We start from the raw sequence: 14,007 nt of genomic DNA on the forward strand, positions 1-14,007 counted from the left end.
ATGAATAAAAAAATACCAGCCAGCATCATAAGACAGATTTTTGTAGTGTTAGCACTCCTAATGGCAGCAGTGTTAATCATCTATGAGATGTTACCTTATTTAGGTGGTGTACTTGCCGCTGTAACTCTTTATGTCTTACTCGTTCCTGCGCAACGATACTTTGAAAAAAAAGGATGGAAACCGTGGATAGCAGCAACCTTATTGCTCGTAGTGAGTATTATAGTCATCCTATTACCTATTGCAGGATTGGCTCTGATGTTTACCTCGCAGATCAAAGATGCGCTCGCAAACAGTGATCAAATTACAGAACAAATCAAGTCTCAAATCGTACAGATAGAAGAATATGTTGGTTTTGATGTGATTCCAGCCATAGAGGGAGATCAGGTAAAGAGTACGCTTTCTTACGTGTTTAGCAACTTTGCGAGCTCCAGTTTGACCATATTTATTGCGGTAGGTGTTATGTTCTTCATCTTATACTATATGCTAGTTGAAAGGAAAACCTGGCAAAACGCTACCTTAAGATACCTGCCACTCAAGAAGAAAAACATAGAAGCTATAGGCAAAGAAAGTATTGATCTGGTAAAATCCAACGCTATTGCCATACCACTGGTAGCTATTATGCAAGGTGCTGTAGCTTTGATTGGATATTATATATTTGGAGTAGAGAATCCATTCTTCTGGTTTGGGGTGACGGTAATAGGTAGTATGATCCCTTTTGTTGGGACTGCCTTAGGTATAGGTCCAGTAGTCATATTGCTATTGGCTCAAGGAAATACAGAAGCTGCGATAGGTGTTCTAATTTATGGCGCTGTGGTAGTAGGCTCCACAGACAATCTATTTAGACTGATCGTTCAAAAAAAGCTAGCTGATATTCATCCTTTGATCACCTTGATCGGTGTGGTGATAGGTGTTCCATTATTTGGATTTATAGGACTTATTTTTGGTCCTTTATTGATCAGCTTGTTTTTACTTTTGATTAAAATCTACAAGAAAGAATATGGTGATCGGGATGAAACCATTTAAGATCATTACAACAGCTGCCAACCTATATTTTCTTATTTTTATGCCAAACAAAAATTGAATGAGTAAAGCGATAAAACTCCAGGATAAAATAGATGAAAAATTCATTGAGCAACGCAAGTTGTTCATTTGGGGAATGGTAGATGACCGTACCGCAAGACACTGTGTTGACAGACTATTGTATCTGGATTCCTTAAGTAATGAAGAAATCACTTTTGTAATCAACAGTCCAGGCGGTTATGTTACTGCTGGTTTTTCCATCTATGACACCATGCAACAAATAAGCAGTCCAGTAAGTACTGTTTGTAGCGGTCTTGCAGCCTCTATGGGAAGTATTCTACTTTCTGGTGGTGCCAAAGGAAAAAGATTCATACAAAAACATGGCCGTGTGATGATTCACCAACCTAGTGGTGGCGCTCGCGGTACTGGTGCAGATCTTGAAATCACCGCTACTGAGATCCTCAAAACCAAGGAACTTAGCGCACAAATCCTAGCAGATAATTGTGGACAAAGCTTTGAAAAGGTGATGAAGGACTTTAACCGCGATTATTGGATGGGCGCAGACGAGGCCGTTGAGTACGGTATCGTGGATGGCATCCTCTAATATTGAGAATACATTAACCTAAGCCGTTTCTAACAAGGACGGCTTTTTTTATACATTTAGAACATGAGTCTAACACCATTTCACCTAGCGATTCCCGTGCGGGAAATCACAACCACTAGAGCATTTTACCGTGACACCTTGGGCATGAAAGAAGGCCGCAGTAGTGACCATTGGGTGGACTTTGACTTCTTTGGCCATCAACTCGTCATTCACGTGAGCGACAATATTGCACCAGAGGTTTCCAATGCTGTAGATGGAAAGTCTGTACCAGTTCCGCATTTTGGTGTGGTACTGGAATGGGATAATTTCCACGCTTTCGCGAAAGAGTTACAAAACAAAAACATCACATTTATAATCGAACCCTACATACGATTTGAAGGATTACCTGGCGAGCAGGCCACGATGTTCTTCAAGGATCCTAGCGGAAATGCGCTGGAATTCAAATCGTTCAAGGATTTCAACCAAATTTTTGCAACATGAATCTGAAAGATTTTTTTACGCCAGACCAAGACTATGTGCTGGAAAAAACCAATGAAACTACCACAGAAGATGTGGATGAGGTGATCAAAAGAGAAGGAAAACTATCCTTTCTTATGTCGACGGTCAAAATGCTTAAAAAGTATTACAAACTCGTCGATGTCATGATGATGATGATCAAGGATTACCGCAAAGGTGTCTACACCGCAGTACCATGGTTTACCATTGCTGCCATAGGTGGTTCCTTGCTATATGTAATTAGTCCCTTTGACCTTATTCCAGATTTTATTCCTGGATTGGGTTATCTAGATGATATCACCGTATTGACCATTGTTGTGGGCTGGATTGATTCAGACCTACATCGCTATCTGGACTGGAAAATATCCCAAGATCACATCACTCGAGAAGAAATTGAAAAGATAGAAGAGGCTCAATAAACCTTTTCACCATTGATATAAGTCCCAACTACTTTTAGGTTGGGCACATTTTGAATCGGCATGTTCATGAGGTCTTCTTTAAGAATCATGAAATCTGCCGATTTTCCTTTTTCCAGACTTCCCTTTTCCTCTTCTTCAAAATTGGAATAAGCTGCCCAGATGGTCATACCTCGCAAAGCATCTTCTCGAGAGATCGCATCCTGCGGATTAAAACCACCTTCAGGATAACCAGTGGTATCCTGTCTTGCAACCGCGGCATAAAACGTCAAAAATGGATTGACTTGTTCTACGGGATAATCAGTTCCCAATGCAAGCATTCCTGACTGATCCAGCAGTTTTTGATAGGCATAGGCACCTTTGATGCGCTCTGCTCCTACTCGATCCTCAGCCCAATACATATCGCTCGTCGCATGAGTAGGTTGTACCGATGGTAAAATCCTATCGCGATCAAAATATTCAAAATCTGCTGGACTAATGATTTGGGCGTGTTCCACACGCCATCTTCTGTCTGGCATATCATTGAGTAATTCACGGTACGTCTTAAGAACAACAACATTGGCACTGTCGCCTATGGCATGCGTGTTCATTTGATAGTCTGTCGCGGCAATACGCTCTGCTGTTTTTTTGAAATCTTCCACACTACTAAGGAGTGCTCCAAAATGGTTTTCGCGATCAGAATATTCTTCTTTCATAGCAGCACCGCGAGATCCTAAAGCTCCATCTGCGTAGAACTTGATGGATCTTACATTCAGCCGATCGGTTTTTATAGTGCCTTTATCCAGATAGTAATCTAGGTTTTCTGGTGTGTTGCTTACCATGGCATAAATCTTCATTTTTAGAGCTCCGGCCTGTTGTAGGCTATCGATCAATTCAATGGTGTTGCGATTCAAACCAGCATCATCTACCGTTGTCAGTCCATAGCTAAAGTTGATTTCCTGAGCATCCATCAACGCTTCAATATCGGCTTCACGGCTTGCGGCAGGAAATGTTTTTTCTATCAATTCCATGGGATTGTCCACCAATATTCCAGTCAGCTGACCATCAATTTGCTCAATATCACCACCTGAAAAAGCCGTTTGCTCATCAATACCCGCGAGGTCAAGAGCCGCCTGATTTACAATCATTGCATGTCCATCAATACGTGTAAGAGCAACAGGTGTGTTGGGGAAAAGTTCGGTCAATTCTGCTTTTGTTGGATATTCTTTTACATCCCAATCGTTTTGATCCCAACCGCGACCTATGATGTAGGATTTATTGTTCTTCTCTTGGAAGGCTTTTACTTTATCCAGTACTTCTTGGTAGCTAGTAGTGCCTTTCAAATCTACCTGTTGTAATTGTTCTCCGAACCTATAAAAGTGGCAATGCGCATCAATCAATCCTGGATATACATACTGACCTTCTAGATCTATAATGTTATCTGACTTCAAATTAAGTGCATCGATTTCGTCTTGGCTTCCAACAGCAAAGACTTTTCCGTCTTTTACTGCCATAGTCGTTGCCACGCTAAATGCATTATCGACGGTGTAGATGTTACCATTAGTATAAATGGCATCGACATAATTATCTGCATTTTCATTTTTGCAGGATGCCAGGACTAAAACTATTGCGAGGAAGAAGATATTTTTCATGGGTTAAAAATAAGACACAAAGTTTTGTGATATCTCATAAAACCAAAAGAAGCTACCTTATTGGATAGCTTCTTTTTATTCTCATTAATAGTTGGGAAATTTCCGCTTTCGCACCTGGCTGCAGGCACACAGGAAAGCGAACATATTTTTAAAAATCAAATTTATAAACTGCTCCACCTAAAACCTGTAGGTCCTGCACTGGATAGTCTAAGTAATATTGATAATTGCCGCCAGTCAAGTTGTTTCCTCTCAAAAAGACCGTCAATCTAGGGTTAATCTTGTAATTGGCATCTACATTTAGGTCCACAAAACTGTCCAGAGATTCTACACCCAAACCAGTTCTATATACATCGCGTTCTCCTACAAAATAAACGGTCGTGCCTATATCCAACTTATCAGTGATTTGATAGGTTCCTACCACATCTGCGGTGAATTCTGGAAGTTGTGAGGCAGTGTTCTCAATATCTGCAGCATTTGTGACATCATAATTCATACTGCGACCGTTGAGTGTCATATTGAACTTAGAACTCACGTCTACACTCAAAGATCCACCAAAAAAGGTCGTGGCAACATCTGCATACTCAGTGAAAAACACGTTACCCAATTCATCCTTGGGAGCTTGTGCAGCGATCACGCGACCTACATCTTTAGTATAGAGGTAGCGGTCATTTTCTTTTTTGTAACCACCATAGAATTTATAGCCTACGTTGTTGGTGATTTTTCCTTTCAAACCTAGTTGTGCGTCGATCACGCGGTCAGTAGGTTTGATATCAATAGCTGGTGCGAGAAAAACGTTCTCATCTGCAAATTGCTGCAAGCTATTCATGTCCAGACCACCATAAATCTGGGTGTAAGCAATGATCTGATCATCCAGTAATTTGTAGGTCGCAAGAATATCTGGATAGATGTTGAATTGACCGTCGCTGTTTTCAAGATCTGATAAATAATTCACGGTCGCGCCCAACTCTACTTTATAAAGATCACCATATAAATTGATGCTAGGATTGACCCCTGAACTTACATAAGAGTAATCTGTTTGCGCTGGTAAGCGGCCTTGATCATCAAAACCACCCGATAAATAATCTATCGAAACTCCCAATTCTACTTCGGTTCCCTCGATGTCAAACGCAAGCTGTGGCTCAATCATCGCGCGTATCTCACTACCATCCATATTACTGGTGATCCCAGTCACTTTAGCCTGTAAACTCTTAAAAACCGAATCAAAGAAATCAAGATTACCACCCAAACCATAAGAAAGATAATTCACGCCTACATCCTTGTCGTCCAGATCTTGATTGATCAATTGCTGTGTAAAGAAAGGATTCACACCATATAGATTTGCACCTTGATATCTCGCGCCAGCCGTGATACCATAGCTAGCAGATCTAGATCGATGACCAAATGAAAGGTCCAATGCCGTATCTAGGTAAGAATCATCAAGAAGCACCTCATCAATACCACCTAGAGAGGAATTGTGATTTAGGAATATCCCAAAATCACTGTCTTTATCCACTTCAATATTCCCTGCAAATTCTGCCACGATGTTGCCGTAGTTACCAAATCCCAAACGAGCATAGTTATCGTAATAGGTAGGTCGTTGTCTAGGCTTCAATCTTGACAGCTTTCCTTTTGCTGGTGTAAAGGTTGATGCCACAGGAACAGAAAATATGCTGTAGGTAACTGCTTTCTTCTGGATTTTTGTGGTGTCGTTCAATTGTGGTGTACTCTTGACTTTAAAAGCATCTGCCACAGATGGATCATAAGCCTTGACAACCGTGATCGTACCACCATTGAGCTTGTCCTCTTCAGTTGTTTGAGCGCTTGCGATGTTGGCAATCAGGGCAACAGCCACTGCTGTCGTTATATATTTCAAGTTCTGGAACATATTAATTATTTGATGGAGCTATGGAAGAATTAGTTTTGGCTTGTATCGCTTTGATACGGTTCAGTTCGGTTTTTGCGTTGGCAACTACCTCTGGATATTGAGAGAAATTATCGATCACGCCTTGCAGTAGGGTCACCGCATTCAACGTCTGGTTGGTCGCATCATAGCTTTTTGCCATCACGACCAGACCTTTGGCACTCCATAATTTGTAGCTACCGTAGTTTTTGGATAAGCCTTGAACGGTATTGATCGCCTGCTCATGCTTGCCTTCCTGATTCTCAAAATAGGCTTTGTAATAGGTAGCCTCTGCAGCTATGGCGCCACTCGCGCTTTTCAACACCTGGGCATATCCACTTTTTGCCGCGCTCATGTTACCGTTTTTGAAAGCAGATCGTGCAATGATCACCTCTGCGTCACTGCGCACGGTACTGTCGGTACCGCTGTCACGCAACACCTTGTTGGCATAACTTTCAGCCTTGTCATATTGTTCGGTTTCATAGTAGGCTTTCATCAGGTTGGATTGTGCATAGGCCTTGTTTTGTGGGAAATCTGCCGTGGCTTCCAGTTTGATTAATACGGGTATCGCTTTCGCGAAAGCGGACTTTCTATCCACACCATCGCTCACCGCATCATTGAGGAACAACTCACTCAATCGCGCCAGTGCCTGCTCGGAATACTCGCTGCGCTCGCGGTTTGCCACATACTCATAATGCGGTATGCTGGCTTTTTTATTGCCTTCAGAAAAATAGGCTTGAGCCAGGTTGAAATGCGCCTGCAATGCATATTTCCCGTTGGGGAATTGCTCCAAATATTTGTTGAGCTCACGTATCGCACTGCTCATATTTCCCTGTAAAAACGGACGCTCTGCACTCTCATAAGCCGTGTCGTCCAGCTCACTGTCGCTCACGTCAATGAAATCGAGACCGCGCACCCAGTTGGCATATTCCGCAGTTTTGCCCTGATCGATGTACACCAATCTGGCACTGCTCACGGCCTCTACAGCTTGTGGCGTACCGGTATATTTAGAGGCCACTTGTTTGAATACGCTCAATGCCTCGTCCAGCCTGTTATCATTGTAGAACTGAAGGCCTTTACGCATCATGGCTGGCGCCGTGTAACGGCTATTAGGAAACTCTGAAATCAATCGATCGTAGGTCTTGATACCGTTATTGACCTGACCGTTGTTGATGTAGGTATTCCCCAATTCATACATCACATCGTCGCGATACTGCGAGGTTTTGTAATTGCTCAGGAATTTATTGAGTTCTTCAATCTTGCTCTCCACGCGCTGGATAAAACCGTAAGACATTCCTTTCTGGAAGCTGGCATAATCTGCGCTAGAACCGCCAGCTTTAATGGCTTCATTGTAAGACTCGATAGCCGGCCAGTATTTTTTGGAAACAAAATTTGCATCACCTATGCGCATGTAGGCATCATTCTTTCTTACAGGATCATCGGCACTGGCAACAAATCGTTGCATGGCATTGATGCTGGCATCATAATCCTGTAATTTAAAATAGGTGTAACCCATGTCATAATCCAACAGATCATCCTCTTCTATACGGGCATTACTGCTTTTGACACGGTCAAACTCTGCAATCGCGCCTTTGAAATCATTTAGTTGATACAAACTTTCGGCTCTCCAAAATCTTGCCTTTTTCTTGAGGTCGTTTTCTTCTAAATACTTGATCGCCTTATCTAAACTGGTTTGGGCTTCTTTATAATCGCCAGCCGTGAATTGGTTGAGACCGTGATATAACGCTACTTTACCATATACATTTTCATTACCTCTTATGCGACCATCTTCCAGAAGTTCCAGTGCCTCAGCATAATTCTTTGAGGTAAAGTACGAGTCGATGAGATAGGTGTTCATCTCGTCCTTATTGTCAGCATCTGGATAAGCTTCCATGTAATTAAGGATCACCTGTGGCACGCTTTCATAAGGATTGCCGTTCTCATAACTAAGCTTTGCATAGTTGTACATGGCATCCTTGGTAATTTCTTCGTCAAGTGCAATCTCACTTGCTTTTTTGAAGGCGTTGAGTGCGTCCTCGCTACGGTTGAGTTTGATATAGCTTTGACCTAAATGGTAGTAGGCGTTCTGTGCCGTTTTGTTCTCGCCATCAATAATTTTATTGAATGTGGCAACTGCATTTTCAAAATCGTTGAGTTTGTAATAGGTATAACCCAACTGATAGTAGTCATTGTTGTTCCACTTACCGCGAGTACCTTCATAGGCTTGCAGGTACGGCAGAGCTTCCGCATACTTTTCCTGATTGAAAAGTGATTGTCCTATAATACGGTTGAGTTGGGATTGTTCCTGACGGTTGGAACTGGACATTTGCTTTTGTGCCAAAGCAATAGCCTCATCAAAACGTCCCAATTTATAATTTAAATCTGCTTGATAATAGGACAGCTTATCGTCTGTCTCTGGCGCTTGTTCTACCTCGCTAAAGAGTTCATCTGCTGTTTCCAGATCGTCGCCTTCGTAGGCAATGTAACCCAGGTAATATTTGGCCTGCGATCCATAGGTTGGATCGTCACTAACTCTGTTTAAAAATGGCTTTGCTTCATCAAACTTCTTGCTTTGTACCAAGGTGTACCCGTTGTTGAAGTAGAATTTTGTTTTTTGCTCACGAGAAAGGTTTCTCTCATCTACCTTTTCATACCATTGCGCAGACTTGCGGTAATCACCGTTTTCAAAATAGTAATCTGCCACGTCTATAAAAGCGCTATTGCGTTTTGTGGAAGTTGGATATTGTTCTACAAAACTCTCCACCATTTCATCTGCATTGCGCTGGTTCAATCTCACGGCACAATTAGCCGCATAATAGGCCGCATTGCTTTTGATCGTCTCGTCTGCAGACTGGTCAATGACCTGCTCAAAAAGACGTTGCGCCGCAACATATTGATCCTCTTGATAAAGGTCTACTGCCGTGTTATAGTTGCGCAACTGGTCAGTAAAAATTTTGGATTGCTGGGCAAATCCAGCGGTAAAGAATCCCATTGCTAGGGTTGCGAGTGCAAATTTCCTCATGTGAGTTATCGTTAGTCTAAGTTGGTAAAATTAAAATCCTACACAATGTTAACGCCGCTTTTACGATTTAATTATGCGCGAGGTTATCCACAGCTTTGTGTATTTTTACCCATCAAATGAATACTATGTCAAACCACGTGCTTTCACTATCAGAGGTCGATATCTTCCAACGGGACAACTTGATCCTTAAAGATGTGAACCTCAAAATTGATAAAGGTGAGTTTGTCTACCTCATCGGAAAAACCGGTAGCGGTAAAAGTTCCCTAATGAAGACCCTGTACGGTGACATACCGCTTAAAAAGGGAAAAGGTAGCATTGTGGATTTTGATTTATCTCGCTTACGCGAAAGCGAAATTCCCTACCTGCGTCGCAAACTAGGCGTCGTCTTTCAAGACTTCAAATTGCTTACGGACAGAACGATTCAAGACAATTTAAAGTTTGTTTTGAAAGCCACCGGCTGGAAAAACAAAACCGAAATGCAGGACCGTATCGATGCAGTTCTTGATAAGGTAGGCATGAAGACCAAAGGCTTTAAATTCCCGCACGAGCTTTCTGGTGGTGAGCAACAGCGTGTAGCGATTGCAAGAGCTCTATTGAACGACCCAGAACTCATCATAGCAGATGAGCCCACTGGAAACCTGGACCCACAAACCAGTGTGGAAATCATGGAAGTGCTCCAGACAATCAACAAGAATGGCAATACCATTCTTATGGCGACACATGATTATGCCTTGATCCTAAAGTACCCTTCCAAAACACTCAAGTGTGACGATGGTGAGGTGTTTGAGGTGGTTCAAAAAACGGTTTGATCGATTACTGAAAAATGATCCAATCGCCTCCATTTTTCAGTATAATTATCCCAACCTACAATGTCAAATCAACTATAGAAGTTGCTATAAAAAGCATTCTAGATCAATCATTTAAGGATTTTGAAATACTGATCCTAGATGGTAAATCTACTGACGGTACTATTGAAATTGTCAAGGAATTTCAATCCAAAGACGCTAGAATTCGCATTCATTCAGAACATGATACAGGCGTTTATGACGCCATGAATAAAGGAATTGCCATCAGTAAAGGTTTATTTCTATACTTCATGGGAGCTGATGATTATTTTGTGGACCCAGAAGTCTTCGCAGATGTAAGAAGAACTCTAGATCAATCAAACATATCTATTCTTTATGGTAACGTCAACAGTCCTGTTCTAGGACACCAGTATGATGGCATTTTTAGCGACGCTAAAATCTTTCATAAAAACATCGCTCATCAAGCTATATTTTACAAAAAGACCGTATTTGAAAAAGTTGGAAACTATCCTTTACAATTCAAAGTACATGCCGACTGGGCATTGAATCTCAAGTGGTTTTTTGATCCAACGGTCTCACATCATTATTTTGATAGGTCGATAGCCTTCTTTGCGCCAGGTGGCTTGAGCTCGAGAAAAGTTGACAATTCTTTTAGAGTAGAGATGATAACAATGTATTATCTTTTGGCAAGATCTCGTCACAGTATTATCGGTACTCTCTCGTTAATATTAAGAGGTTTATTCTCTAGACTTACCAGATAAATTTATGAACATACTCATTGTAATTCCACTATATAATAAAGCTGATACGATTAAAAGAGCAGTAGAGTCTGCATTAGGTCAAACGGTGGCATGCGACATTCTGGTCGTCGATGATGGCTCGACAGATGCAAGTCTAGCCCATCTATCAGAAATTAAGAATGATAGAATTACTGTAATTCAGCAATCAAATCATGGCGTGAGTCATGCTCGCAATATTGGGATCAAAAATGCTAAAGAAAATGAGTATGATTTTGTAGCCTTTCTCGATGCTGACGATTACTGGATGCCGGATCATTTGACCGAGATTTCTTCTTGCATCGCCGCTTTTCCCAGCGCTCAAATTATAGCAAACAACTATAAGCTCAAGTTTAGCCCCAAGAAATTTTCAAAAACAAAGTTTTCCAACTGGACTGCCGACGAACCCAAGCTTCTAGAATCCTTTTTTGATTATAATGGACTCAACTCGATACTCAGCTCCTCTAGTTTTGCGATGTCTGTTCAAAATGAAGATCCTTTATTTTACGACGAGAGCCTCACGCATACTGAGGATACAGACTTTATGATTAGAGCTGGGCTTGAAAAGAAGATTGTATTTAACCCAACAACCACCGTAATCATAGATAAAACAGCAAAAAACAGATCTGGAAACGTACCGCTACAGCAAAGAACTATTACCGATTACGATCAATACGAGGAAAAATATCCTGAAGTTCCTGGTTTGAAAAAGTTTCTGGACATCAATCGCTTTTCTATTGCTATAGGTTACCGACTTCAAAACGATATCAAAAATGCTGCGTTGTATCAACACAAAATAGACACCAACAATCTCACGGGAAAACAGCAAAATTTGTTGACCATGAGCAGCAGGCAGTTGAAAGCGCTCAAACGCACACAACGTATTTTAGGAAATCTAGGGTTTAGACTAAGAACTGGTCGCTAGTTCAAATTCCTCCAATTCCCTGATATAATCTGATTCATCAAAATCGTGCGATGCGATGGATAAGCAAACGGCACCGCTGGAAAAATCTTCTAATTCTCTCCATAGCATGGTGGGAATAAGCAAACCTTTATCTGGTTTATTCAGTAATATACTTTTCCATTTGTTGCCATCGTAAAGCTTGACGGTAAAACTACCGCTCAACGGTATCAATACAGATTGACAGACCTTATGCGCATGTCCGCCGCGATGGCTATTGCTGGGTACATCAAAAAGATAATAGATGCGCTTGATCTCAAAAGGTATGGTATCACCTTCCACCACCGCTAGATTTCCGCGTGGGTCTGTGATTTTAGGTATATCGATGATTTGATAGTTCATATCTCAAATATACTATAGATCTAGATGGAGATTGCGGTGTCCCTCAAAACCGGTAGCATAATCTTCTACTCCATGATCAAAAAGCCAGTATGCCTCAATAAGTTTGCTCCAGTTTTTGACATAACCCTTACGCCATAAAAAAAAGACGTATTTAAAATTGAGAAAGATGGCTTTAATTTGATTGCTATGCGCGGCGACTGCGCCACGGGCATAAATGGTTTTCTTACTGGTTGGATCTATTCCGCTACTTACTTCATCATGTTGCACGATAAATTCAGGGATAAATCGTGCCTGCTCTCCAGCATGAAGCAAATCTGTAAACAAAACCTGCTCTTCACCTAGTGGAAATTGTGCTCCTAAACCGAATCGTTGATTGAAATGCACACCTGACGTTTGTAGTCGCTCCACGTTAAGAACGATTTCAATGGATGCTGGTCCATGCGAGAGATGTGTTTTGCGGTATTCAAATTCTTCTGCGGCATATGACCTTTTGGGATTACCATCAGGTAATTGCATTTTGAAAGTCAAGGCAGCGGCATTGGGATGTTTATAGATCGCTTGAAGGATATGAGTCATTGCAGTCGGTAATACTTGCACATCATCGTCCAGTATCCAGACGTATTTGCGTGAGGCATTTTCTAATGCAATGTTTCTACTTCTGGATAATCCATAATTCGCGTCATTAATTACTCTGATGAAATCGATGTTGCTCGACAGTTGCCGTGTTTTACTTTGATTCACGATAAGTATAGGTTGCCTGATCTGATTCACCGGCAGCGAAAAGATCCGCTCCAAAAAAGATAGATCCTCACGATCCATAGTCGCGATGAGAATTTCAATATCGTCTGTGGTGTAACTCGCCAAGGCCTTATCTTTAACCCAAAGGTACTTTTTATGCGCATCTTGCTGGTAGGCGAGTACAGTAATTTCCACAACTCACTCAAATATGGGCTGGAATTTTTAGGCCATGAGGTCACCATCATAGGCGATGGCGATGGTTTCAAGCGGTTTCCCGTAGATATTAATATCGGGAACGATTTCTTGGAACGCTCTTGGCTCACGCGCAAGCTCAAGGTTGGATTATGGAAAATCACAGGCTACAACCTAGCAGATTATTTGAAGTTATCTCGCTTTCGCGAAAGCGAACCTCTTCTCAAACATTACGATATCGTACAGTTCATCAATTCCAATCCATTTAATTGTGGTGCACGTACAGAGCGTAAAATGTTGGAATCGATTATCGCTCACAACAAAAGGTTTTTTCTTGCCGCCTGCGGTGACGATCACGAATATGTAAAATACCTCACAGAAGCGCACCAAGGCTACAGCATTCTTGACGCCGTCAAGCACGGCAACCAACAACAAGAAGATTTTCAATACACCTATAAATACCTGGAACCTGCCTATCGAGACAACTATTACCGCCTAGTTGATGTGGCTACACATGTGATACCTAGCAATGTGGATTATGCCATGGCGCTAACTCATAACCCCAAGGCTACTGCTATCGTACCAGCGGCGATCAACTGCGGTGCATTACACCTGGATCAAAATGCAGACCTAAGCGTGATCAAAATCTTTATGGGAATCAATAGGTCCAACTACTGGAAAAAAGGAATCAATTATTTTGAAGAAGCTCTAGAAATTATAGAGAAAAAATACGGCTCTAAGGTAGAAGTCATGACAGCAGAAAATCTGCCATATACCGAGTATGTAAAGATTTACAAGAAGGCGCATATCTTACTGGATCAAGTGCTTTGCTATGATCAAGGTTACAATGCTCTGGAGGCGATGTTGCAGGGAAAAGTAGTTTTTAGCGGTGCTGGAGAAGTTTATCTAAGCGCGCATCAACTTACCAGTGTACCAGTGATAGACGCACAACCAGATGTAGATTATCTAGTAGGAAAATTATCTGAACTCATTGACCATCCTATTTCCATTCTTGAAATAGGTCGTGCTGCTCGCAATCATGTATTACAACATCATGAAAGCGTCATGATTGCAGAGCGCTATTTGCAATACTATCAGGAATAA

Annotated in this window: 13 protein-coding genes; 8 read left to right on the plus strand and 5 right to left on the minus strand. The window is 41.6% G+C overall.

Annotated elements, in window-relative coordinates; translation table 11 throughout:
- From AAU57_RS14285 to AAU57_RS14300, 4 genes are all read left to right on the plus strand, one after another.
- Entirely contained in the window at nt 1-1,023 is a 1,023-nt protein-coding gene (locus tag AAU57_RS14285; RefSeq protein WP_055413563.1) for an AI-2E family transporter, read from the plus strand.
- A gap of 58 nt (nt 1,024-1,081) precedes the next feature.
- Nucleotides 1,082-1,624: a ClpP family protease gene (locus AAU57_RS14290; protein ID WP_055413564.1), complete on the plus strand. Its 543-nt coding sequence runs from the start codon at nt 1,082-1,084 to the stop codon at nt 1,622-1,624.
- A gap of 63 nt (nt 1,625-1,687) precedes the next feature.
- On the plus strand, nt 1,688-2,104 hold the full coding sequence (locus AAU57_RS14295) for a VOC family protein (protein ID WP_055413565.1): 417 nt from the start codon (nt 1,688-1,690) through the stop codon (nt 2,102-2,104).
- Nucleotides 2,101-2,538 carry a YkvA family protein gene (locus AAU57_RS14300; protein ID WP_055413566.1) on the plus strand — a complete coding sequence of 146 codons (438 nt, stop codon included), beginning with the start codon at nt 2,101-2,103 and terminating at the stop codon, nt 2,536-2,538. The genes AAU57_RS14295 and AAU57_RS14300 overlap by 4 nt, the downstream gene beginning before the upstream one ends.
- Here the strand turns inward: AAU57_RS14300 and AAU57_RS14305 are convergent.
- The 3 genes from AAU57_RS14305 to AAU57_RS14315 form a co-directional block, all read right to left on the minus strand.
- Nucleotides 2,532-4,166 carry an amidohydrolase gene (locus tag AAU57_RS14305; protein WP_055413567.1) on the minus strand — a complete coding sequence of 545 codons (1,635 nt, stop codon included), beginning with the start codon at nt 4,164-4,166 and terminating at the stop codon, nt 2,532-2,534. The genes AAU57_RS14300 and AAU57_RS14305 overlap by 7 nt on opposite strands.
- 148 nt (nt 4,167-4,314) lie before the next feature.
- A complete protein-coding gene (locus AAU57_RS14310) occupies nt 4,315-6,051 on the minus strand; it encodes a hypothetical protein (protein ID WP_231717831.1) in 1,737 nt (578 codons plus the stop codon).
- Nucleotide 6,052: 1 nt separating this feature from the next.
- On the minus strand, nt 6,053-9,088 hold the full coding sequence (locus AAU57_RS14315; protein ID WP_055413569.1) for a tetratricopeptide repeat protein: 3,036 nt from the start codon (nt 9,086-9,088) through the stop codon (nt 6,053-6,055).
- Nucleotides 9,089-9,213: 125 nt separating this feature from the next.
- Between AAU57_RS14315 and AAU57_RS14320 the strand changes: the two genes are divergently transcribed.
- The 3 genes from AAU57_RS14320 to AAU57_RS14330 are packed head-to-tail and all read left to right on the plus strand — an operon-like array spanning nt 9,214 to nt 11,595.
- Entirely contained in the window at nt 9,214-9,897 is a 684-nt protein-coding gene (locus AAU57_RS14320; protein ID WP_055413570.1) for a cell division ATP-binding protein FtsE, read from the plus strand.
- A gap of 14 nt (nt 9,898-9,911) precedes the next feature.
- Nucleotides 9,912-10,655 carry a glycosyltransferase family 2 protein gene (locus AAU57_RS14325; protein ID WP_055413571.1) on the plus strand — a complete coding sequence of 248 codons (744 nt, stop codon included), beginning with the start codon at nt 9,912-9,914 and terminating at the stop codon, nt 10,653-10,655.
- 4 nt (nt 10,656-10,659) lie between these two features.
- A complete protein-coding gene (locus AAU57_RS14330; RefSeq protein ID WP_055413572.1) occupies nt 10,660-11,595 on the plus strand; it encodes a glycosyltransferase family 2 protein in 936 nt (311 codons plus the stop codon).
- Here the strand turns inward: AAU57_RS14330 and AAU57_RS14335 are convergent.
- Together AAU57_RS14335 and AAU57_RS14340 are read right to left on the minus strand one after the other, a co-directional pair.
- On the minus strand, nt 11,578-11,973 hold the full coding sequence (locus tag AAU57_RS14335; RefSeq protein WP_055413573.1) for a sugar 3,4-ketoisomerase: 396 nt from the start codon (nt 11,971-11,973) through the stop codon (nt 11,578-11,580). The two genes, AAU57_RS14330 and AAU57_RS14335, sit on opposite strands and share 18 nt — an antisense overlap.
- Nucleotides 11,974-11,985: 12 nt before the next feature.
- Nucleotides 11,986-12,906 carry a glycosyltransferase gene (locus AAU57_RS14340; protein ID WP_156340233.1) on the minus strand — a complete coding sequence of 307 codons (921 nt, stop codon included), beginning with the start codon at nt 12,904-12,906 and terminating at the stop codon, nt 11,986-11,988.
- Between AAU57_RS14340 and AAU57_RS14345 the strand changes: the two genes are divergently transcribed.
- Nucleotides 12,868-14,007, plus strand: coding sequence for a glycosyltransferase (locus tag AAU57_RS14345; RefSeq protein ID WP_055413575.1), 1,140 nt, complete (start codon nt 12,868-12,870; stop codon nt 14,005-14,007). The two genes, AAU57_RS14340 and AAU57_RS14345, sit on opposite strands and share 39 nt — an antisense overlap.

It is taken from the genome of Nonlabens sp. YIK11 (assembly GCF_001413925.1).
Lineage (GTDB): Bacteria > Bacteroidota > Bacteroidia > Flavobacteriales > Flavobacteriaceae > Nonlabens.